The organism is Kitasatospora viridis (genome assembly GCF_007829815.1).
Taxonomy (GTDB): Bacteria; Actinomycetota; Actinomycetes; order Streptomycetales; family Streptomycetaceae; genus Kitasatospora; species Kitasatospora viridis.
This window is the reverse complement of the sequence record NZ_VIWT01000002.1, coordinates 267,245-289,003: the sequence shown is the minus strand read 5'-3', so window position 1 is coordinate 289,003 and position 21,759 is coordinate 267,245. Positions and strand designations below refer to the sequence as shown.

Annotated in this window: 19 protein-coding genes and 1 pseudogene; 5 read left to right on the top strand and 15 right to left on the bottom strand. The window is 72.6% G+C overall.

The annotated features are described in order from the left end of the window. Window positions 1-7: 7 nt before the first annotated feature. On the bottom strand, window positions 8-730 hold the full coding sequence (locus FHX73_RS28545) for a FadR/GntR family transcriptional regulator (RefSeq protein ID WP_145908769.1): 723 nt from the start codon (window positions 728-730) through the stop codon (window positions 8-10). A 227-nt stretch (window positions 731-957) separates the two neighbouring features. Here FHX73_RS28545 and FHX73_RS28540 point away from each other — a divergent pair, with 227 nt between their 5' ends. Beyond that, window positions 958-1,545 (top strand): SDR family NAD(P)-dependent oxidoreductase, encoded by a 588-nt coding sequence (locus FHX73_RS28540; RefSeq protein ID WP_145908768.1) that lies wholly within the window; start codon window positions 958-960, stop codon window positions 1,543-1,545. A gap of 5 nt (window positions 1,546-1,550) precedes the next feature. Further along, on the top strand, window positions 1,551-3,539 hold the full coding sequence (locus tag FHX73_RS28535) for an alpha-L-fucosidase (protein WP_145908767.1): 1,989 nt from the start codon (window positions 1,551-1,553) through the stop codon (window positions 3,537-3,539). Window positions 3,540-3,599: 60 nt separating this feature from the next. Here FHX73_RS28535 and FHX73_RS28530 read toward each other — a convergent pair whose 3' ends face one another. From FHX73_RS28530 to FHX73_RS47530, 3 genes are all read right to left on the bottom strand, one after another. Next, window positions 3,600-4,385 (bottom strand): hypothetical protein, encoded by a 786-nt coding sequence (locus FHX73_RS28530; protein ID WP_145908766.1) that lies wholly within the window; start codon window positions 4,383-4,385, stop codon window positions 3,600-3,602. Next, window positions 4,382-4,912 (bottom strand): SigE family RNA polymerase sigma factor, encoded by a 531-nt coding sequence (locus FHX73_RS28525; RefSeq protein WP_145908765.1) that lies wholly within the window; start codon window positions 4,910-4,912, stop codon window positions 4,382-4,384. Before FHX73_RS28525 ends, FHX73_RS28530 begins: the two co-directional genes overlap by 4 nt. Window positions 4,913-5,009: 97 nt before the next feature. Further along, window positions 5,010-5,657: an expansin EXLX1 family cellulose-binding protein gene (locus FHX73_RS47530; protein ID WP_342795332.1), complete on the bottom strand. Its 648-nt coding sequence runs from the start codon at window positions 5,655-5,657 to the stop codon at window positions 5,010-5,012. Between the two features lie 693 nt (window positions 5,658-6,350). On the opposite strand from FHX73_RS47530, the gene FHX73_RS28515 reads away from it, so the two are divergent. Then, window positions 6,351-6,917: an NUDIX hydrolase gene (locus FHX73_RS28515; RefSeq protein ID WP_145908764.1), complete on the top strand. Its 567-nt coding sequence runs from the start codon at window positions 6,351-6,353 to the stop codon at window positions 6,915-6,917. A gap of 96 nt (window positions 6,918-7,013) precedes the next feature. Here FHX73_RS28515 and FHX73_RS28510 read toward each other — a convergent pair whose 3' ends face one another. Both FHX73_RS28510 and FHX73_RS28505 read right to left on the bottom strand, forming a co-directional pair. Continuing rightward, entirely contained in the window at window positions 7,014-7,322 is a 309-nt protein-coding gene (locus FHX73_RS28510) for a hypothetical protein (RefSeq protein ID WP_145908763.1), read from the bottom strand. Further along, window positions 7,319-8,134 carry a phytanoyl-CoA dioxygenase family protein gene (locus FHX73_RS28505; RefSeq protein ID WP_211786358.1) on the bottom strand — a complete coding sequence of 272 codons (816 nt, stop codon included), beginning with the start codon at window positions 8,132-8,134 and terminating at the stop codon, window positions 7,319-7,321. The genes FHX73_RS28510 and FHX73_RS28505 overlap by 4 nt, the downstream gene beginning before the upstream one ends. 98 nt (window positions 8,135-8,232) lie before the next feature. Here FHX73_RS28505 and FHX73_RS28500 point away from each other — a divergent pair, with 98 nt between their 5' ends. Beyond that, complete coding sequence (locus FHX73_RS28500) at window positions 8,233-9,015, top strand: helix-turn-helix domain-containing protein (RefSeq protein ID WP_145908762.1); 783 nt, start codon at window positions 8,233-8,235, stop codon at window positions 9,013-9,015. A gap of 45 nt (window positions 9,016-9,060) precedes the next feature. Here the strand turns inward: FHX73_RS28500 and FHX73_RS28495 are convergent, their stop codons facing one another. Genes FHX73_RS28495 through FHX73_RS28480 form a run of 4 tightly spaced genes read right to left on the bottom strand, consistent with a single transcriptional unit; the run spans window position 9,061 to window position 13,008 of the window. Then, the gene (locus FHX73_RS28495) at window positions 9,061-10,059 is read right to left on the bottom strand and encodes an aldo/keto reductase (RefSeq protein ID WP_145908761.1); all 999 of its coding nucleotides are present in this window, start codon (window positions 10,057-10,059) and stop codon (window positions 9,061-9,063) included. Beyond that, window positions 10,056-10,817 carry an SDR family NAD(P)-dependent oxidoreductase gene (locus tag FHX73_RS28490; protein ID WP_145908760.1) on the bottom strand — a complete coding sequence of 254 codons (762 nt, stop codon included), beginning with the start codon at window positions 10,815-10,817 and terminating at the stop codon, window positions 10,056-10,058. Before FHX73_RS28490 ends, FHX73_RS28495 begins: the two co-directional genes overlap by 4 nt. Beyond that, window positions 10,814-12,139: an L-fuconate dehydratase gene (locus FHX73_RS28485; RefSeq protein ID WP_246213930.1), complete on the bottom strand. Its 1,326-nt coding sequence runs from the start codon at window positions 12,137-12,139 to the stop codon at window positions 10,814-10,816. The genes FHX73_RS28490 and FHX73_RS28485 overlap by 4 nt, the downstream gene beginning before the upstream one ends. A gap of 17 nt (window positions 12,140-12,156) precedes the next feature. Beyond that, on the bottom strand, window positions 12,157-13,008 hold the full coding sequence (locus FHX73_RS28480) for a fumarylacetoacetate hydrolase family protein (protein ID WP_145908758.1): 852 nt from the start codon (window positions 13,006-13,008) through the stop codon (window positions 12,157-12,159). Between the two features lie 408 nt (window positions 13,009-13,416). Here FHX73_RS28480 and FHX73_RS28475 point away from each other — a divergent pair. Next, window positions 13,417-13,806, top strand: a pseudogene (locus FHX73_RS28475) (sugar ABC transporter substrate-binding protein); the annotation flags it as partial. Window positions 13,807-13,808: 2 nt separating this feature from the next. On the opposite strand, the gene FHX73_RS28470 reads toward FHX73_RS28475, so the two are convergent. From FHX73_RS28470 to FHX73_RS28450, 5 genes are all read right to left on the bottom strand, one after another. After that, window positions 13,809-16,232 carry a SpoIIE family protein phosphatase gene (locus FHX73_RS28470; protein ID WP_145908756.1) on the bottom strand — a complete coding sequence of 808 codons (2,424 nt, stop codon included), beginning with the start codon at window positions 16,230-16,232 and terminating at the stop codon, window positions 13,809-13,811. Window positions 16,233-16,327: 95 nt separating this feature from the next. Then, window positions 16,328-18,676, bottom strand: coding sequence for a beta-xylosidase/alpha-l-arabinosidase (locus FHX73_RS28465; RefSeq protein ID WP_145908755.1), 2,349 nt, complete (start codon window positions 18,674-18,676; stop codon window positions 16,328-16,330). Between the two features lie 8 nt (window positions 18,677-18,684). Further along, window positions 18,685-19,524 carry a carbohydrate ABC transporter permease gene (locus FHX73_RS28460; protein ID WP_145908754.1) on the bottom strand — a complete coding sequence of 280 codons (840 nt, stop codon included), beginning with the start codon at window positions 19,522-19,524 and terminating at the stop codon, window positions 18,685-18,687. Then, entirely contained in the window at window positions 19,524-20,423 is a 900-nt protein-coding gene (locus FHX73_RS28455) for a carbohydrate ABC transporter permease (RefSeq protein ID WP_145908753.1), read from the bottom strand. Before FHX73_RS28455 ends, FHX73_RS28460 begins: the two co-directional genes overlap by 1 nt. Window positions 20,424-20,438: 15 nt before the next feature. Beyond that, entirely contained in the window at window positions 20,439-21,749 is a 1,311-nt protein-coding gene (locus FHX73_RS28450) for an extracellular solute-binding protein (RefSeq protein WP_145908752.1), read from the bottom strand. Window positions 21,750-21,759: the final 10 nt, after the last annotated feature.

Genomic DNA, 21,759 nt, shown 5'->3' with positions numbered 1-21,759 from the left:
CGGGGCCTCAGGGGCAGGGCGGCACGCTGGTCCGGTGGTCGTCCGACTCACCCTCGGCCAGGTGCTCGCGCAGCCAGCGCTCGGTGCTGGTCACGTGCAACAGGGCGGCTGCCCGGGCCAGTTCCGCGTCACCGGCGACCAGCGCCCGGTGGATGGCCTCGTGTTCGTCGATGGTCCGGCCGGCGGCAGCCGCATCGGAGAGCCCGCGCCAGATCCTCGCCCGCACGGTCTGCCCCGAGATGTGCTCCAGCAGCGTGGCCAGGGTCTCGTTGCGGGTGGCGCGGACCACCACCCGGTGGAAGGCGGCGTCGTGCTCGTTGAGCAGCTCCACGTCGTCCCGCGCCGTTCGCATCGCGGCGAGGTGCCATTCCAGTTCGGCGAGGTCCTGCGCGGTGGCGCGGGTCGCGGCCAGACCGGTGGCGGCGGGCTCGAAGAGCCTGCGCACCTCGGTGAGCTCCAGCACGGTGTCCCCTTGCAGGAGTTCGACCGCGCCGCCGATGCCCTCCAGCAGCAGGCCGGGCGCCAGGCTGGTCACGTAGGTGCCGTCACCGCGCCGGATCTCCAGCACCCGTGCGACGGCCAGCGCCTTGACCGCCTCGCGCATGGTGTTGCGGGAGAGCCCGAGCTCGACCGCGAGCTGCGGCTCGGGAGGAAGCTTGGCCCCGGGGAGCAGCTCCCCGTCCCGGATCAGCCGGCGGATGCGGGCGATGGCCTGGTCTGTCAGTGACACAGCGACAACCTAACAGGTGGTCCTACGTCTGGGAAGCAACATGATCGATCACATCGGCGACCCGATGTCGTCCGTGTCTCAACTGACGCCTTTGATCTGTAGTTTTGCAAATGTTTCGCGACCCACCCCTGGACCACTGGAGTCGCACCGCCTATACATACATCCAATGTATGTGGCTGACGTGAGAGAGAAGCCGTGGCCGAGATGATCACCCCGGAGAACCTGCCATGAGCGCGCCGGAGTTCGCCGGCCGCACCGTCGTCGTCACGGCGACGGCCCCCGGCACCGCACTGGCGACGGCCCGGCTGCTGGCGGCGGGCGGCGCCCGCGTCGCCTTCCTGGCGCCGGACCCACGAGACCTCCCCGCACCGCTGATCAAGGTCCACACGGACTTCGCGGATGACCAGTCGGTGCGGGCGGGCGTCGCCTGGGCCGCCGAACTGCTGGGCGGCATCGACCTCCTGGTCAACGTCGCCGGGACCGGCACTGGGGTCGGCGCGGACCGCCCGGCCGGCGCCCCGCAGGCCAACCTCCTGGGAGCGGCCCGGACGGCCCGGGCCGCGCTGCTGTACCTGCGCCGCTCGGCCGCCCCGGCGATCGTCATCGCCTGCCCGGTCGCCGCCACCCAGGGCCTGCCGCACTCGGCGGTCGAGCTCGCCGCCCGGGAGCTGACCCGCGCCATGGCCGCCGAACTGGCCGGCGACCGGATCCGGGTCGCCTGCGCCGGCCCCGGCACGGACGAACAGGTGGTCGCCGCCATCGCCCGCCTGGCCCGACCAGGCAGCCCCGCCCACCCAGAGACCCCCGAGGAGTAGCACCCGTGCCGAAGCCGAACCCACCGCGCTTCCCCCGACGCACCGTCCACCTGGACTTCCACACCGCCCCCGAAATACCCGACGTCGGCCGGGACTTCGATCCGACCGAGTTCGCCCGCACGTTCCGCGAGGCCAACGTCGACAGCGTCACCGTCTTCGCCAAGTGCCACCACGGCCGCCTCTACTACTCGACCGAGCGGCCCGAGCGCCACCCCGGTCTCTCCCCCGACCTCGACCTGCTCTCCGCGCAGATCGAGGCCCTGCACTCGGTCGGGATCCGCACGCCCATCTACCTCTCCCTCCAGGTCGACGAGTACGCCGCCCGGGAGCACCCCGAGTGGGTCGCGCACGACGAGAACCTGAAGATCACCCGCTGGAGCGACACCGCCTTCGAGGCGGCCTGGCACGTGCTCGACATGTCCAGCCCCTACGCGGACTACTTCGCCGACCAGTTGAGCGAGGTGCTGGAGCGCTTCGCCCCGGTCGACGGGATCTTCATCGACATGTGCTGGGACCAGCCCAGCCTGAGCCGCTGGGCGGTCGACGGGATGCGCCGCGAGGGGCTCGACCCGGCCGACCGGGACCACCGCTCCCGCTACGCGCAGCTGGTCGCCCGGCGCTACATGGCCCGCTACTCCGCGATGGTCGAGAAGGCGCTCCCGCCGGACGCCGCCCAGGGCGTCTGGTTCAACAGCCGCCCCAAGGCGGGCCTGTCCGAGGAGCGCGAGTTCGTCCGCCACGTCGAGATCGAGGGCCTGCCGACCGGCGGCTGGGGCTACGCCTTCCTGCCCTACGTGGCCCGCTACGTAAGGCCGTTGGGCCTGCCCACGCTCAGCCACACCGGCCGCTTCCACGAGAGCTGGGGCGACAACGCCGCCCTCAAGCCCAAGGCCGCGCTGCGCTACGAGTGCAGCCAGATGCTCAGCCTCGGCCTCACCGGCGGCGTGGGCGACGTGCTGCACCCGCGCGGCGCCCTCTCGCCCGCGGTGTACGACCTCATCGGCTCGGTCTACGGACACATCGAGCGGTGCGAGCCGTTCGTCGAGGGCGGCAGGGTGGTCAGCGAGGTCGCCGTGCTGGTGGACCCCGCGCTGGGCGACAACCCGGGCGCCAGCGGCATCGGCGCGGTGCGGGCGCTGCAACAGCTGCGCGCCCAGTTCGACCTGCTGCCGCCGACCGCCGACCTGACGGGGTACCGGGTCGTGGTGGTCCCCGAGTCCACCCCGGTGGACGGCGCGCTGGCGGTGCGCCTGCGGCAGTACCACGAGGCCGGTGGCGCCGTGCTGCTGATCGGGCCCGCCCTGCTGAAGAACGGCACCGAGCCGGCCCTGCCCGACCTGCCCGTCGAAGGTCTCGCGCCCGCGGCCGCCGGCGAGTCCTTCCTCGCCTGCGAGGGCGTGCCCGGCGTCCCGGCCGACTTCCCGGTGATCAGCTACGGCCCCCGCCTGACCGCCCGCGCGGCGGAAGGCGCGGAGATCCTCGCCCGGGTCGTCGCACCCTACTTCCCCCGCAGCTGGGACAAGTTCTGCGGCCACTCCTACACGCCGCCGGCCGACCCCACCGGGGAGGTCGCCGTCGCCGTCGGCGGCGGAGCGGCCGCCGTGACCGTCCCACTGCTGGAGGCCTTCCACGAGCACGGCCTGGAGGCCTACCGCCAGCTGCTCGGCGCCGCGCTGGACCGCCTGCTCCCGAACCCGCTCCTGCGGGCCGGCGGACCCGTCCACCTGGAGACCACCGTCATGCGCACCCCCACGGGCACGGCGGTGCACCTGATCAGCTTCGTCCCGGCCCGCGAGACGCCCGCGCTCGACCTGGTCCACGACCCCTTCCCGCTGGTCGACGTCCCCGTCTCGCTGCGCCTGGACGCTGCGCCGCGCTCGGTGCGGCTGCAGCCCGAGGGACGGGAACTGGACTGGGAGCACGACGGCAGCTACCTCCACGTGCGGGCGACCGTCCTCGACGGGCACGCCATGATCGTGGTCGAGCACGACTGACGCACCGTCACATGTGGGCGTGGGAAGCCCCGCAGGGCTTCCCACACCTTTCGGCGTCCCTCAGTGAGCCGGCGCGAAGCCGCCCCACACCGACGACGAGCCGCCCGGCCCCTGCGCGTCCACCCGGTAGGTGTCGCCCGTGGCGCTGCGCACCCCGGTGGAGTGGTTGAACTGGCCGGCGAACTCGTGCTCCGCGGCCGGCACCGTGCGGCCCGGCTTGAGCACCCAGCGGTAGACCAGCATGCCGCCGGCCTGCTGCACCGTGAGGTCGAAGTCGTCGGTCGGCAGGGTCCGCCAGTCGCCGGTGTCCTGCACCCCGCCGGTCTGCGCGAAGCGCAACTCCACCGTGAGCGAGGTCAGCGGCTGAGTGGTCTTCACGACCAGGTTCTCCTGGGACCAGTAGACCGTGCTGTGCGGATCCACCGAACCGGCCGACCACAGCGGCCCGTTCTGCGCCTGCACGGCGGCCGACGGGCTCGGACGCGGACTGCTCGGCGTGGCCACCGGCGGCGCCACGGGGGTGGGCCGGGACGGCGGCGTACCGGGCGGGCCGCTCGACTCCGCCGGGGACGGGGACGGCGAGGGGCTGACCGGCGCGACGACGGAGGTGTCCGGGGACGAGTGCGTCGCGACGATGGCGGCGACCGCGAGGCCGCCCGTCGCCAACAGTCCGCCGGCGACCAGGCCCGCGAGCGCGGCCCTGGGACCGGACCGCAGACCGCGCCGCGCCCGGTGGCGGACGGCAGGGGCGGTGACGCCGCGCTGAACCCTCGCCAACATCCGCTCGCGGTCCGGCTGATGGGCCTGGGCGGCCTCGCGCAGCCGCCGGGCGATGTCATCGTTCACCGGTTCCTCCTCCCTGCCACCAGTTCGCCGGCCGCTCGTGCGCCGAGTGCGCCTTCCAACTCGGCCATCCCCTTCGAGGTCTGGCTCTTCACGGTGCCGACCGATATGCCGAGCGCCACGGCGGTTTCCTTCTCCGACAGGTCGAAGGCGTGGCGCAGCACCACGCAGGCCCGCTTGCGGAACGGCAGACGGGCGAGCGCCGCGCGCACGTCCAGCACGGCCGCGACGTCCGGCCCGTCCGTCCGTTCCGGGGCACGGGTCCAGAACAGCGTGATCCGCCGCCTCTCGCGGACCGCACTGCGGATCCGCGCCCGCGCCATGTTGGCCACCACCCCGCGAGCGTAGGCCACCGGGTGGTCGGCGCTGCGCAGCCGGTCCCAGCGCTGCCACAGGGCGACCAGCGCATCGGCGGCGAGGTCGTCGGCCGCGTCGCTCTCTCCGGTCAACAGGTAGGCCAGACGGGACAGTTCGGCGTAGTGGCGTTCGAAGAAATCGTTGAACTCCGCGGACGCGTCATCGAGGAGCATCTTCCTCGGTCGCCCTCTCATCAGTACAGGTCAAGAACATGTGTGCGTTAACAACGGGGTGGCAGCATAACAGCGCCCGGCGACGGAACCGGACGCCTCAGTGCTTCGCGAACTGCACCCCGGTCGGCTGCACGACGTCCGGCTGCACGGTGATCCCGTCGACGGTCAGCTGCTGGCCGTAGATGTCGGTGATCCTGAGCTCGCCGCCGCAGCCGGTGCCGTCGGTGGAGAGGAAGTAGTCGAAGTCGGCACGCGGCAACTGCTGCCAGCCGCCCGCCCCGCGGACCTCCAGCTCCGCCAGCGGATTCCGGTGCCCGATCACCTGGATGCCGCACCACCACTGGCTCGACCCGGTCTTGTACCGGATCGACACCGGGCCCACCGAATCCGGGCTCAACAGCGTCCAGGTGATCGCCAACCGCCCCACCGACAGGTCGGCCAGCTTGGCGAACGCCTGCTGGCTGAGGTCGATCTGGCCGGGCGCGCAGGGCGCCGGGCAGTCATTGACGATCCGCACCGTGATCGCCGCGCCGCTCGCGGCGTGGATCGACACGTAGGCGCCGCACGCCTTGGACGACTCGTAGTCGGTGTAGTTCATCGCCGCGACCATCATGTCGCCGCCGGTGGGGCCGAACAGGCACGAGCCATTGCCGTCGGCCGCGTCGTACGCGGTGGCGACACCCTGGTTGGTGACACCGGGCTTGATCCGCCCGGCCAGCGTCGCCGCCGCGGGGGCCGCGCCCACACTGCCGCCCGCGGCGGCCGGCGGCGCGGCCGGACTCGCGGGCGCCGCTGTGGACTTGGGCGAGGCGGAGCGCGCGGGTGAGGGGGTGACCGAGGCCGAGGCCGATGCCGAGCTCGCGACGGAGGGCGACGCACTCGCGCTCGTGCTGGCACTCGCACTGGCGGCCGGCGTCGCGGCCGGAACGCTCGCCCCCGAGGTGGCACCGCCGGCGGCCGTCGCGGCAACGACGGCCGGCCTGGCCCCTCCTCCGCCGCCCCCGACCAGCAACGCCACGCCCAGGCAGACCAAAACACCGACGACCAGCAGCGCGAGGGGAACGCCCCTGGCCGGCCCGCGCCTGTGCCACGGTCGCTGGACGGCGTGCTTCGTTGCCTTCATGGTCATCCGTTTCGGTCGATCGAGCCAGTGTTTCACTGCCCGGTTGCCGCCGGTGCCGAGAAGGTTGCCGCCGTCGGCATTTATTCTTCGGGGCCACCCGGGCTGCCACCCGCCCGAGCGATACCGAGGTCCGTGGCCTCGCCAGGCACTGCGAGACGGCGTGTTGGCGCGCGTCAACCCAGGCTCAACTTGTAGAATCCGAACTTCCCTCTACGCCAAGCAGATTGTGGGATCCGACTGTGTCAGCGCTCGTTGCTCACATCAGATGGACCGGTCATGGGGAGCCTCGCTCTCGTGTGGGAGTGGAGGCTCGCCATGGCGATCAGTGACTCGGTCATCGCGAGCGTCCTCGCCACCTACCTTGAGCGCTACCCGAACGAGGCCGAGCAGCTGTCCGAACCGGTGCGGCTTCTCGGAGAAGGACGGGACTTCGCGTCGCGGCGCAGCTTCCCCATGCATGTGACCGTCGGCGCACTCCTCGTTCGCGACAACAGCGAGATCCTACTCATCGAACACCTGGCGTACGGGATCACGTTGCAGCCCGGGGGCCACCTGGAGCCCACCGACACCGAGCTGGTCGCCGCCGCACTGCGTGAGCTGACGGAGGAGACCGGGATGGACCCCGCTGACGTGGTCCCCGCATCGCCGGTGCCCGTGTACATCCAGTACGGCCAGGTTCCGGCGCGACCGGAGAAGGACGAGCCTGCCCACTACCACCTTGACCTCGGATTCGCCTTCAGGACTGCGCACCCGAAGGTGGACGTGGGTCCGCTCCAGGAGTCCGAGGTGACGGGCGCGGCCTGGTACCCGCTCGCCACGGCCGAGCGCCTGGTCGGGCAGCGCATCGCCCGGGCGGTCAGCGCGCCGTCCCGGCTCGGCTGAACACCCCGTCAGAGGCTGAGTTCAGGTCGTCTCCCCGATCGCGTGTCCTGGCTCACCCGTTCGATCGCGGCCCTGCCGAGGCGGACCCGGAGCCGCTCACCGATCGGCTTGGAGCGTCTCGATCCGCTCGAAGAAGAACTCGTGCTTCAGGAAGGAGACGTCGTACTCGTGGCCCGGGTACGGCGGGAGGAGCTGGGCGGCCTGGATCAGCCGCCAGCCGTCCCGGAGCGCGTCGATTCCGGTGCCGTAGGGCGGTTCGTCGCCGTCGCCCGTGGTCGGCGAGGTGTGGCCGGTGCCGTCGTAGCGCGACCAGCCGACCACGTCCGAGTCCAGCGCGGAGGTGGCCAGGTAGAGCACGAGTACCTGCTGGCGGAGCACGGTGGCCGTGGGTGAATCGACGGTCATGCCGTCGCCTCCTGGGGGCGGTTGGAGACCCTGGTCACCCAGTGGTCGAGGTCGAAGTCGGGATCGCCGGTCAGTTCGCGCCACAGCAGGGCGCGGTTGTAGCGCTCCAGGCGCCCGACGGCGTGCTCGTACCAAGGGAACGTGACGTCCAACTCGGCGAGCACGCACGGGTCGTGCAGGTCCGAGGTGTCCCACAGGAGTCGCTGGCGGACCGTCGGGTTGAAGCGGATCTTGAACATGTAGCGGGCCGCGTCGCTGTCGTTGCGGCGGCCGCCGTGCCAGATGCCGTGGTGCAGGAACACCACCGTGCCGGCCGGGCACACCAGTCGGTCCTGGCCGCGCAGGTTCTGGTAGCGGCCGGTGTCCGATTCGTTGGTCCGGCGCAGGTGGCTGCCGGGGACGCTGAGGGTGCCGCCCATCTCCAGCGTCACCGCCTGCGGGTAGTACATCAGTTGCACGTCGAAGGCGTCGGTCCGCACGTCGATGATGGCGTCCGCATGCAGGGGCTGCGCCTCCCCGCCGCGGGGTTCGCGGACGTGGACGGCGTGGTGGTCGACCAGCGGCTCGGGGCCGACCAGGCTGCGCACCGCGCCCGCGACCTGCGGAACCGCCAGCAGCCTCGCGGTGAAGGAGTCCGGGGCGTAGGCCTTCGACAGCGGGGTTCCGTAGGCGACCGGCGCCACGCCCTCCGCCAGCACCCCCACCGCCTCGGCGTTCAGTTCCGCGGGCACGACCGCGTCCAGCCGAAGCGAGCCGTGCGCCACGAAGCGGGCCAGCTGGACCGAGTTGAGCAGGATCGGTTTGTTCTCCATGCCGACAACGCTAGAGCGGCGACCCGCCCTGCGAGTGGGCCCGGTTCGCCATCCACTGGTCAATTCTCACCACGCTGCGGGCGTGATAGAACTCGCGGATGGACACGGCCCTCGCCCATCTCGACGAACCTCCCGGCGTGGCTGCCGTCGGCATCGGTGTGCACGGCAACGCCAGCCGCACGGACGTGTTCTCGCTGCCGAGCCTGTGGCAGCTGCACCTCTACGGCTACGAGGCCGACCTGACGGTGGACGGCACCGCGCACGCGATCCGCCCGGGCCGGGTCAGCCTCGTGCCGCCCGGCACCACGGTTCGCTACCGCTACCGGGGCCGGTCCGAGCACCTCTACGTGCACCTGCGCCTCGGGTCGGCCGGCTCGCCGCTCAGCATCCCGGTGATCCAGGACGCCGGGGCCGAACTCGTGCCGCTCACCGCACAGTTGCGCAGCGCACTCGCCGCCTGGCCGCACTCGCCGGCGCGGGCCACGGCCGAGGTCTGGGCGGCGCTGTGGCGGGTGGCCCAGCTGGCTCCGTCGCGCGCGGTCGGCACCGCCGAGACCCATCCGGCGGTGGCGGCCGCCCTGGCGATGATCGAGGCGCGCCTGGCCGAGCCGCTGAGCGTGGCGGAGATCGCGAAGGCGGCGGGCGTCTCGCACAACCACCTGACCAGGCTCTTCCGTGCCGCCACCGGGCACACCGTCGTCGGCTACCTGCGCGCTCGACGGATGGCGCGGGCCCGCCACTTCCTGCAGGCCACCACCCTGTCCATCCCCGCCATCGCGGCGTCGGTCGGCATACCCGACCTCCAGGCGTTCAACAAGGCCTGCCGCCGCGACCTCGGCGCCTCCCCGCGCGGCATCCGCAACGGCCTGAACAGCCAATGAGCCCCGAGGGGTGGACCGCCCCACACGGCGATCCACCCCGCACCGCTACCGTGCCTCCCCCGGCGTCGGCACGTCCGCCGGCAGCAGCTCCAGCTCCCGCAGCTCGTCCCACAGCACCGCCGGCACCGGGTGCCTGAGCATCGCCGCGGCGTCCTCGGCCTGCCCGGCGCTGCGCAGGCCGACCAGCACGCCCGCCACCGCCGGGTGCCCGAACGGGAACTGCAGCGCGGCCGCCCGCAGCGGCACCTCGTGCCGCTCGCAGGCCTCCTTCAGCCGCAGCGCCCGGGTCAGCACCTCCGCGGGCGCCGCCGCGTAGTCGTACGTGGCTCCCGGCCCGGGGTCGGCCAGCAAGCCGGAGTTGAAGACCCCGCCCACCACCACGGACACCCCGTGCTCGGCCGCCGCCGGCAGCAGGTCGGCCAGTCCGCGCTGGTCGAGCAGGCTGTAGCGGCCGGCCAGCAGCACCACGTCGATGTCGGTCTCGCGGACGAAGCGCGCGGGCAGCTCGGCCTGGTTCATCCCGATGCCGATCGCACCGATCACGCCCTCGTCCCGGAGCCGGTGGAGCTCGGGGTAGGCCTCGTCGAGGGCCTGCTCGGCGTGGTCGTCGGGGTCGTGCAGGTAGACGATGTCGATCCGGTCGAGGTCGAGCCGGTTGAGGCTCTCCTCGATGGAGCGGCGCACCCCGACGGCGGTGAAGTCCCAGCGCCGGCGGTGGCTGGCCGGCACGGCGAACCCGTTGTCGAGGTCGTCACCGGCGGCGCCGGGAGTCGGCTCCAGGATCCGGCCGACCTTGGTGGAGAGCACGTACGCCGCGCGTGGCCGACTGCGCAGCGCCTCGCCCAGCCGGTTCTCGGAGAGTCCGAGCCCGTAGTGCGGCGCGGTGTCGAAGTAGCGGATCCCGGCCGCCCAGGCGGCGTCCACCGCCTCCTCCGCCTGCGCGTCACCGACCGGGGTGAACAGGCCCCCGATCGCCGCGCCCCCGAAGGCGAGTTCGGTGACCGCCACCGCGCTCTTCCCGAGCCGCCGCTGACGGATCGTCATGTCGACTCCGGCCGCAGGCGCAGGCCGGCCATGCCGCCGTCGACCGCGAGGGCGGTGCCGGTGGTGCTGGCGGCGGCCGGGGAGGCGAGGTAGGCGATGGCGGCGGCCACCTCCTGGGCCGTGACCAGTCGGCCGGTGGGCTGACGGGCGTTCAGCGCGGCCCGCTCCCCCGCCGGGTCGGCCGCACCGTCGAGCAGCCGGCCGACCCACGGGGTGTCCACCGTCCCGGGGTTGACGCAGTTCACCCGGATCCCCTCGCGCACGTGGTCGGCGGCCATCGCCAGGGTGAGCGAGAGCACCGCGCCCTTGCTGGCCGAGTACAGCGCGCGCTGCGGCAGCCCGGCGGTGGCGGCGATCGAGCAGGTGTTGACGATCGCGGCGTGCGCGGAGTTCCGCAGGTGCGGCAGCGCGGCCCGACTCACCCGCACGATGCCCAGCACGTTGACGTCCAGCACCCGGTGCCACTGCTCGTCGGGGTTGTCGGCCACCGTGCCGGTGGCACCGATGCCGGCGTTGTTGACCAGGATGTCGATGCCGCCCAGGCGTTCGGCCGCGCCGGCCACCGCGTCGCGGACCGAGGCGTCGTCGCTGACGTCGGCGGTGAAGCCGAGCAGCGGTGCGGTGAGGCCGCTCGGGTCGAGGTCGAGCACGGCGACCTGGGCACCGCGCGCGCTCAACAGCTCCGCCGTGGCCAGGCCGATGCCCGAGGCGCCGCCGGTGACCACCGCCTTGAGACCGTCGAGGTCGTGCGCGCTCACGCGGGCACCTCCGTTCCGGCGAGGCCGGCGAGGTCGGCGGTCCAGAAGGCGCCGTGGGGGTACTCGAAGGTGGCGATGGTCTCCGGGTCCATCTCGGCCGAGAAGCCCGGCAGGGTGGGTGCCCGGTAGTGGCCGGCCTCGACCACCACCGGGTCCAGGAAGTGCTCGTGCAGGTGGTCGACGTACTCGATCACCCGGTTCTCGGTGGTGCCGGAGAGCGCGACGAAGTCGAACATCGACAGGTGCTGGACGAGTTCGCACAGGCCCACGCCGCCGGCGTGCGGGCAGACCGGGACGCCGAACTTGGCGGCCAGCAGCAGGATCGCCAGGTTCTCGTTGACCCCGGCCACCCGGGCCGAGTCCAGCTGGAGCACGTCGATCGCGCCCGCCTGGAGCAGCTGCTTGAAGACGACCCGGTTCTGCACGTGCTCGCCGGTGGCGACCTTGATCGGCGCGACGCCCGCGCGGACGGCGGCGTGGCCGAGGATGTCGTCGGGGCTGGTGGGCTCCTCGATCCAGTACGGGTCGAACTCGGCCAGCGCGTTGGTCCACTCGATCGCCTCGCCGACGCCCCACCGCTGGTTGGCGTCGATCGCCATCCGCACGTCGGGGCCGACGGCGGCGCGGGCGGCGCGGCAGCGGCGGACGTCGTCGGCCAGGTCGGCGCCGACCTTCAGCTTGATCTGGGTGAACCCGTCGGCCACCGCCTGCTCGGCCAGCCGGGTCAGCTTCTCGTCGGAGTAGCCGAGCCAGCCGGGCGAGGTGGTGTAGGCGGGGTAGCCGCGCCGCAGCAGCTCCTCGGCCCGCTCGCCCGCACCCTCCTGGCCCCGGCGCAGCAGGTCCAACGCCTCGTCAGGAGTCAGCGCGTCGCTGATGTAGCGGAAGTCGATCTGGGAGACCAGCCACTCGGGCTCGGCGTCGGCGAGCAGCTGCCACAGCGGCTTGCCCTCGCGCTTGGCGGCCAGGTCCCAGACGGCGTTGACCACGGCGCCGATCGCCATGTGCATCACGCCCTTCTCCGGGCCGAGCCAGCGCAGTTGGCTGTCGCCGATCAGGTCGCGGGAGACCGCCCCGGGGTCCGCGCAGACCTCCTCGACCGACCGGCCCACCAGGTGGCCGCTCAGCGCCTGGATCGCGGCGACCTGCACGTCGTTGCCCCGGCCGATGGTGAAGGTGAAGCCGTGGCCCTCGGCACCGTCGTCCGAGGTGCGCAGGACGACGTAGGCGGCCGAGTAGTCGGGGTCGGGGTTCATCGCGTCCGACCCGTCCAGCTCCCGCGAGGTGGGGAACCGGATGTCGTAGGTGTCGATGGCGGTGATCACGGACAACGTGGTGCCTTTCACGCGTTGACGAAAGTCTGGCGCTGGGTGCCGAGGCCGTCGATGGACAGCTCGACGGTGTCGCCCTCGCGCAGGTAGGGGTTGCCGGGCAGGCCCAGCGCCACACCGGCCGGGGTGCCGGTGTTGATCACGTCGCCCGGGTTGAGCACCATGTACTGGCTCAGGTACCAGACCACGTGCTCGACCCCGAAGATCATGTTCTTGGTGTTGCCGGCCTGGCGGACCTCGCCGTTGACCGCCAGGCCGAGGCCCAACGCCTGCGGGTCGCCGACCTCGTCGGGGGTTACCAGCCAGGGGCCGAGCGGGTTGAAGGCCTCGCAGGACTTGCCGAGGTCCCACTGGCCGGAGTAGTCCAGTTGGAACTCGCGCTCGGAGACGTCGTTGCTGATCGCGTAGCCGGCGATCACGCCGCGGGCCTCGGACGGGTCGGCCAGGTACTGGGCGCGGCGGCCGATGACGATGGCGAGCTCGACCTCCCAGTCCGTCTTGACGGACCCGCGCGGGATCGGGACCTGGTCGTAGGGGCCGACCACGGTCGCCGGGTCCTTCATGAACACGACCGGGCGCTGCGGGATCGCCGCACCCGTCTCCTCGGCGTGGTCGCGGTAGTTGAGCCCGATGCAGACCACCTTGCCGGGACGCGCGATGGGCGCTCCGACCCGCAGGCCCTCCGGGTGCAGCAGCGGCAGGGCGCCGGCGGCGAGCTCCTGGCGGACCCGCTCGACGCCGCCCCCGCTCAGGAAGGCACCGTCGATCCGGCCGGTCAGCCCCGAGAGCGCGTAGGTGCGCCCGTCCTCGGCGAGCACCGCCGGCGTCTCGGCCCCGGGGTTGCCGAGCTGCATCAACTTCATGTCCGAATCTCCTCACGTTCCGAAGGCCACCGCCGCCGAACGCGGTGGGCGGTGCCTGGCGTGCCGAGCGCGTCGTTGTGAACGCTCAACACGCGAGCCGTTAGATACATCCGATCTATCGGCACGTTCCGACAATACGAGTGCCCTCGTCACCACCGCAAGGATTCGTCCGATGTCTATCCCGATCCGTGGCCCCCGGGGGCCACCATTCGATCTCAACGAGGTGAGTAAACGCCTCGTCTCGCCATCGGTCACGACCCGCGATGTCACGGTTACGAATCGTCAGACCTCTCCCCTTGTCAGGAGCATTGCCAATTCGTAGGGTCCTGCCTACCGCGATCCATCCGATGACTTTTGGAGGGCTCGCCGCTGCCGAGCCTCCCGGGCCAGCCACCCCGGACCTGAACGCCGGACCTGAACGCCGTCTACCTGGAGTCCGGCGGGGCGTTCCTGCCGCCCGTGCTGACCCTGCTCCAGCAGAAGGCCCTGCTCCAACCGGTCGGCCGCCCGGGCCACATCGCCATCGTGTCCGCCGACGGCACGCCCGCCGAGCTCGACGCGATCCGCACGGGCGAGATCGACGCCACGGTCAGTCAGCCGGCCGACCTGTACGCCAAGTACGCGCTGTCCTACGCCCAGGCCGCCGCGGCCGGCACGGTCTTCAAGCCCGGCCCGACCGACCACGGCTCCACCATCATCGCCCTGCCCAACGGCTTGGAGGACCAGCTGCCCGCACCGCTGGTCACCGCGGAGAACGTGGACGACCCCGCGCTCTGGGCCAACAACGCGGGCGGCTGACGCTACGTCGTCTCGATCGTCTGGGCGCACCAGATCGTCTTGCCGTTGGTGCTGTGCCGGGTGCCCCAGCCCTGGGTGAGCTGGGCGACCAGCATCAGGCCGCGGCCGCCCTCGTCGACGTCGCGGGCCCGGCGCAGGTGCGGGCTGGTGTCGCTGGCGTCGGAGACCTCGCAGATCAGCGCGGTGTTCCGGATCAGCCGCAGCCTGATCGGCGGCGCGCCGTACTTGATGGCGTTGGTGACCAGCTCGCTGACGACCAGTTCGGTGACGAACTCCAGCTCCTCCAGGCCCCAGGCGCGCAGCCGTTCGGCGGCGAACTTCCGCGCGTCCGCGACCCTCGCGGTGTCGGGCTCGATCGCGCAGTCCGCGACGTGCTCCGGGTCCAGCGCCCGGGTGCGGGCGAGCAGCAGTGCGGCGTCGTCCGTGCGGTGGTCGGGCAGCATGGCGTCCATCGCCGTGTCGCAGAGGTCCTCCAGCGTGGCGGCCGGCCCGGTCAGCAGCCGGAGCAGGTCGGCGATCCCCTGGTCCACGTCGCGCTCGCGGTTCTCCACCAGTCCGTCGGTGTAGAGGGCGAGCAGGCTGCCCTCGGGAAGTTCGAGCTCGGTCGCCTCGAACGGCAACCCGCCGACGCCGAGCGGAGGGCCCTGCCGTGCGGGGACCGGGACGCTGGTGCCGTCCGGCGCGATGACCAGCGGCAGCGGGTGACCCGCGCTGGCCAGCGTGCAGCGGCGGGAGACCGGGTCGTAGACGGCGTACAGGCAGGTGGCGCCGGACTCGCCGGCCGACTCGGTACCGTCCTCGGGCTGGAGGTTGCCCGGCAGGTGCAGCACCAGGTCGTCCAGGTGGGTGAGCAGTTCGTCCGGCGGCAGGTCGACGTCGGCCAGGGTGCGCACCGCCGTGCGCAGCCGACCCATGCTGGCCGAGGCGTGCAGGCCGTGGCCGACGACGTCGCCGACGACCAGCGCGACCCGGGCGCCGGAGAGCGGGATGACGTCGTACCAGTCGCCGCCGACCCCCGCGCCGGCGCCGGCGGGCAGGTAGCGGGAGGCCGCCTCGACGGCCTCGTGGCCGGGCAGCCGGTGCGGCAGCAGGCTGCGTTGCAGGGTCAGCGCGGTGGTGTGCTCGCGGGTGTAGCGGCGGGCGTTGTCGATGGCGACGGCGGCCTTGGCGGCCAGTTCCTCGGCGAGGATCAGGTCGTCGGCGGTGAAGGCCTCGGGCCGGTCGCCGCGGGCGAAGGTGGCGAGTCCGAGCAGGGCGCCGCGTGCCATCAGCGGGACGATGATCCGGCCGGTCAGCCCGACCGCGCCGAGGGTTCCGTCGATCACCGGGTTGCCCGGCGGCCAGTGGGCCGGGTCGGCGGCGAGGCCCGGGCCGAAGCCCCACTCGCCGCCCGGGCCGGGTTCGACGGCGAGTTGCACCGTGGACCGGCCGGCGGCCATGCAGCGGGCCGCGACGGAGTTCGGCGAGTAGTTGATCGGCGGCGGGGGCTCGGCGCGCCGGTCGGCGTCCTCCTTCGCGCCGTACCGGCCGACCCGCCGGAGCGCGACGGTGCCCTCCAGGGTGAACGTCGCCGACAGGGGCGGTTCCTCGCCGCTGAGCACCTCCTCGAAGAGGTCGACGGTGACCTGGTCGACGAAGCCCGGCACCGAGGTCCTGGCCAGTTCCTCGGCGGTGCCGACCACGTCGAGGGTCTGCCCGATGCCGCTGCTGGCCTCGCCGAGGATGAGCAGGCGCTGCCGGGCCCAGTACTCGGCGCTCATGTCGAAGCCCCAGTTGGCGACCGCGCGGACCCGGCCCTCGGCGTCGCGCACCGGCCACATGCTGGTGGCCCAGGCGTTGGCGTAGTTGCTGCCGCGCGGGCGGAAGACGGTGATGAGTCGCGCGGGCTCGCCCGTCCTGGCCACCTCGGAGAGCTTGTTCGTGTACGCCAGGCCGTCGAGCTCCGGGAAGAGTTCGCGGTACTTCTCCCCGAGCACCTGTTCCTCCGTGTGCGCGATCACGGAGCCGGCAACCGCGTTCATCCAGAGGAACCGCAGCTCGGGGTCGTAGACGCCGAGGGCGAACGGGCACTGCTCGAAGGCCCGGTCGGCGATCACCGGGCGGCGGTCCCAGCGCTGGACGGTGACGGCGCGGCCCAGGATCCGGCCCTCGGCGCCGTGCAGCGGATGGACCGTCACCACCGCGTCCACGGTGGAGCCGTCCGGGTGACGGAACGTCATCGACCCGACGGGGTCGGGGCCGGTCGCGCAGCTTTCGGGGAACCCCGGCGGCGGGTCGACCAGCAGGTCGGCGACGGGCCGCCCGACGGCCGCCCGCGCCGTCCAGCCGAGCAGCTGCTGCGCGCCCTCGCTCCAGCCGCTCACCACACCGCCCGGGTCCACCACGACGACCGCCGTGGGCGCATCCTGCCTGCCGACCGTCTCCACGCGCCGCGCCTCCGTCCGAGCAGCCGGGCGGGCCGGAACCGGCTTCCGGAGCCCGTCCGCCAGCCTAGGTGCGGCATCCGCCCGCTGCCCTTGCGTCACTCGGCCCGGGAGGCGGGAAGGGCCCGGACGGAGCAGTGCAGCCGCCGCTCGTGGTCCACCTCGCGGACCGGGCCGGTGAGGTGGAGCGGCACCGCGTGCCGCAGGTCGGTGCTGGAGGCCGCCAGCCGCAGCTCCAGCTCGCCGGGCTCGACGATCCGCCGCCCGGCCCGGCCGGTGAAGGCGGCCAGGTCCGCCGGCACGGTGATCCGCAGCCGGGCCCGCTCCCCCGCCGCCAGGGCGAGGCGGTGGTAGCCGATCAGCCGCTGCACCGGCTGGACCACCGAGGCGACCGGGTCGTGCAGGTAGAGCTGCACCACCTCGTGGCCGGCCCGCCGCCCGGTGTTCGCGACCGTCAGCAGCAGCTCGAACTGCCCGGCGGTGTCGGTGCGGTCGCACGTCGCCTCGGGCGCGGACCAGGTGAACTCGGTGTAGCTCAGGCCGTGCCCGAAGCCGTAGGCCGGCGTCGGGTCGGCGCTGGAGACGGTGCCGGCCTGGGCGAGCCGGGGGGCCAGGTAACCGGCGGGCTGGCCTCCGGGCCGGGCCGGGATGCCGATCGGCAGCCGGCCCGACGGGTTCACCCGGCCGCTCAGCACGCCCGCGACCGCGCGGGCGCCCTCCTCGCCGGGGAAGAAGGCCTGGACGATGGCGGCCGCCCCGGTCACCGCCCGGCCGAGCGCGTAGGGGCGGCCGGCCAGCAGGACGAGCACCACGGGCGTGCCGGTGTCCAGCACCGCGTCGAGCAACTGCCGCTGTGCCCCCGGGAGTTCCAGGGACTCGACGTCGCAGCCCTCGCCGCTGGTGCCGCGCCCGAACAGGCCCGCGCGGTCGCCGAGCGCGAGCACCGCCAGCTCCGCGCCGCGGGCCGCCGCCACCGCCTCGGCGAGGCCGGCGGTGTCGCCGTCGTCGATGCCGGTGCCGGGCGCGGTGACCACGTCCGCGTCCGGGAACTCCTCCCGGACCCGCCGCAGCAGGGTGGGCAGCTCGATACCGGGCGGCACCTCGGGGTGCTGGCTGCCGACGTGCACCGGGAAGGAGTAGCAGCCCAGCAGCGCCTGCGCGGTGTCCGCGTTCGGTCCGAGGACGGCGATCCGACGCGGCCGGCCGAGCGGGAGGGTGCCGTCGTTGCGCACCAGCACCACGGCCGCCTCGGCGATCCGCTCGGCGAGGGCGCGGTTGGCGGGACCGTCCAGGTCGATCCGCCCGCGCACGTCACTCCCCAGGCCGGCCAGTGCGCTCGGCACCGGGGACCAGTCCGGGTCGAGCAGTCCGAGCTGCGCCTTCTGCGCCAGCACCCGGCGCAGCGCGCGGTCGACCAGCGCCTCGTCGATCCGTCCGACCAGCAGGCCGTCCAGCAGCGGCTGTCCGAAGGTCTTGACGGTCGGCAGCTCCACGTCCACCCCGCTGGCCAGGGCAGTCCCGGCGGCCTCGGTCCAGTCGGCGGCGACACCGTGCAGCAGTTTGAGGAACGCGATGCCGAAGTAGTCGGCGACCACCGTCCCGGTGAACCCCCACTGGTCGCGGAGCAGCCCGGTGAGCAGGTCCGGGTCGGCGGCGGAGGGGATGCCGTCGGTGTCGGTGTAGGCGTGCATGACCGAGCGCGGCCGGCCCTCCCGCACGGCCATCTCGAACGGGGGCAGCACGGTGTCGGCGCGCTCGCGCGGGCCCATCGCGACGGGTGCGAGGTTGCGGCCGGCCCGGGAGGCGGCGTAGCCGGCGAAGTGCTTGAGGGTGGCGACGATCCCGGCGGACTCCAGGCCCCGCACGTAGGCCGTGGCGATGGTGCCGACCAGGTAGGGGTCCTCGCCGATGGTCTCCTCCACCCGTCCCCAGCGGGCGTCGCGGACCACGTCGAGCACCGGGGCGAGGCCCTGGTGGACGCCGACCGAGCGCAGGTCCCGCCCGATCGCGGCGGCCATCTCGTGGATCAGCTCCGGGTCGAAGGTGGCGCCCCAGGAGAGCGGGACGGGGTAGGCGGTGGCACCCCAGGTGGCGAACCCGGCCAGGCACTCCTCGTGGGCCAGCGCCGGGATGCCGAAGCGGTTGGCGGCGGCGATCCGCCGCTGCGAGCGGGCCAGTGACAGCGCGCCGAGGGCGGGGTCGACCGGTGCGCTGCCGAACGGGCGGGTCAACTGGCCGAGCCCGTCCGGCAGTAGCTCCGAGAGGGCCACCGGCTCAGACAACTCGTGCTGGTGCGGGGCGACTTCACCGCCGTCGGCGCCGGCTCCGACCCAGACGCCGACCAGTTGGGCGATCTTCTCCCGCGTCGTCATGGCGGCGATCAGCGCGTCGGCCCGCGCCTGCGGGTCGAGCGACGGGTCGCGCCAGGGCTTGGCGTCGTCCTCCATGGGTTCCCTCACTTTCCGCCGACCCCCATCAGCCCCTGGACCAGGGCGCGGCGGGCGAACAGGTAGACGCCGAGCACGGGCAGCATCGACAGCACGACGGCACTGAGCAGGCCGGGCGCGTCGACCCCGTGCTCGGTCTGGAAGCTGTAGAGGCCGAGGGTGATGACCTTGGTCGAGTCCGACTGGGTGAGCACCAGGGGGAAGAGGAAGCCGTTCCACGCCTGGAGCGAGGCGAACACCACGATGGTGGAGAGCCCGCCCTTGGACAGCGGCAGCACCAGCTGCCAGAACACCCGCCACGGTGAGGCGCCGTCGACCGCCATCGCCTCGTAGAGCTCGGGGGTGATGTCGCGCATCGCCCCGGTGAGGATCAGGGTGCAGATCGGCAGCGAGAAGGCCGCGGTGGGCAGCACCACGCCGGTCAGGTCGTCGTACAGGCCGGCCTTGCTGATCAGGTAGAACATCGGCACGATCACCGCCTGGGCCGGGACCGCGAGCCCGAGCAGGAAGACCCGGAACACGGTGCGGACGCTGCGGCGGCGGCTGCGCACGATGGTGTACGCCAAGGGCGGCACCAGCAGTAGCACCAGGGCGACCACGCTCACCGTGACCGTGCAGGTGTTGACGAGGTCCTGGCCGAAGCCGTTGGACAGGGCGTCGGCGTAGTTGCCCAGGGTCAGCCGCTTCGGGAAGGTCAGCGGGCCGTTGGTGGAGTAGTCCGACTGGGTGCGCAGGGTGGTGATCAGCAGCACGTACAGCGGCAGGCCGACGACGCCGAGCCAGACCAGCGAGCCCAGCCCGGCCAGGTAGTTGGGGCGGACCGGCCCGCGCGTTCGGTGACGGGCCATCAGATCCCCTCCGCCCCGGCGCGCATGGCGTCGTAGCCGGACAGCCGCACCATGGCCAGCGAGACCACGGTCGCGACCAGCACCAGCACCAGCGCGATGGCCGAGGCCCCGCCGAAGTCGAAGTTCTTGAAGCCCTGTTGGTACATGTAGTAGGCGCTGATCGTGGTCTCGGTGCCGGGGCCGCCCTGGGTGAGGATCAGCACGGTGTCGAAGGTGGTCAGTCCGCCGACCACCATCAGCACCGTCGAGGTGACCATGGTGGTGCGCAGCTGCGGGAGCGTGACGTGCCAGAACTGCCGGGCCCGGCCGGCGCCGTCGATGGCGGCGGCCTGGTAGAGCACCGGTGGGACGGCGCGGGCGCTGCCCTGGTAGATCAGCGTGTGCAGCGGGGTCCACTGCCAGGCGCCGACGAAGGCGAGCACGCCGATGGCGCCGTCACGGCTGCCGAGCAGGTTGCCGTCGCCGAACAGCCAGGGAGCCTGGGCGGGCAGGCCGAAGTTGGGGTCCAGCAGCGCCCGCCAGAGCACCGAGACGGCGGTGGCGGAGAGCAGCAGCGGCACGAAGTAGATGGCGGACAGGATCGCCCGGTTGCGCTGGTGGCCGGCCGCCCAGACGCCGAGCAGCAGGCTGATCGGGGTCTGCAGCAGCACGCCCAGGAGGGTGAGCAGGGCGCTCAGCCACAGGCTCTTGAGCATCACCGGATCGTGCAGCAGGGCCGTCCAGTTGGTCAGCCCGGCGGCGCGCGGTGCGCCGACGCCGTTCCAGGTGGTGAAGGAGAGCACGGCGACCAGGGCGAGCGGCACCAGGGCGAACGCGGCGAAGAAGGCGGTGGCGGGCAGCGCCCAGAGCAGGCCGGGCCGGGTCAGGCCGGCGGGGCCGGGCGCGGGTGAACGGGTCATCGGTCACCACCTCGCTCAGGGAGTGGGGAGCGCCTGCATGGCGCGGACGAAGCCGTTGGCGTCCAACTGGCCGTCGAGGAACCGCTGCACGGTCTGGTGCATCGGGGTCATCGCGGCCGGCGGGTAGGCCTGGTCCCAGGAGAGCTGGAAGGACGGGGCCTGCTTCACCAGGTCGTACTGGTACTTCGAGTAGGCCGGGTTCGCCGAACCCGCCAGGAAGTCCGGGGTGTTGGTGGTGGTCGGCAGGTTGCCGATGGCCAGCTGCGCCTTGACGAAGTCGTCGGAGTACATCAGCTTGAGGAACTGGGCCACGGCGTCCGGGTACTTGGTGGTGCTGCGCACCGAGTAGAAGTTGTTGGTGTTGCCCACCAGGTCGTTCGGGTCGCCCTGGCCGCCGGGCACGCTCGGGAAGGCGCTGTAGCCGAGCTGGTCCTTGGCGAAGTCGGGGTCGGCGGTCTGCTGGGTGGCGTACTCCCAGGAGCCCATCAGCTCGAACGCGGCCTTTCCCTTGGCCAGCAGGGCGGGTGAGCCGCCGTCGGTGAACTTGACCGAGTCGAAGGTGGTGCCGAAGGCGCCCGCGTCGACGAGTTGCTTGAGCATGCCGAGCGCCTTGAGGCTGGCCGGGTCGGCCCAGGCCTGCTTGTCGCCGCCGACGGCCCGCTGGAACAGGCCCGGGCCGGCGACCCGGTCGAAGAGGTACTCGAACCACATCAGGGTGGGCCACTGGTCGCCGCCGCCGAGCGCGATCGGGGTGGTCCCCTTCGCCTTGAGCGCGTGCACCTCGCTCAGCAGTTGGTCCCAGGTGGTGGGCGGGGTCAGCCCGGCGTCGGCGAGCACCTTCTTGTTGTCGAAGAGCAGCACCGGCTGGGTGCCGCGCATCGGGATGCCGTAGGACTTGCCGTCGATCACCGCGGTGTTGAACACCGAGGGCAGGAAGTCCGCCTTCAGGGCCGGGTCCTTGGCGATCATGTCGTCCAGCGGCATCAGCAGGCCGGCCTTGACGAAGGGTGCGATGCTGCCGCCGCCCCAGTCGAAGAAGACGTCCGGGGCCTGGGGCGTGGTGATGACGGTCTGCAGCTTGGTCTGGTAGTCCGCGCCGGGGATGGTGTCGAGCACGGCCCTGACCTTGGAGGTCTTGTTGAACGTGTCGACGATTCTCTTCTCGACGGTGTTTCCCGCGTCCCCGTAGACCAGCACGTGGATCACGCCGGAGCCGCCCGCCGAACCGCCGGCGCCGCCCGAGCCGCAGCCGGTGAGCAGGGCGAGTGCGGTCGTGCAGGCGACGGCCGCGGCGGTGGTGCGAAGGGGGGTCGAGGAACGTGTCATCGCCTCAGTC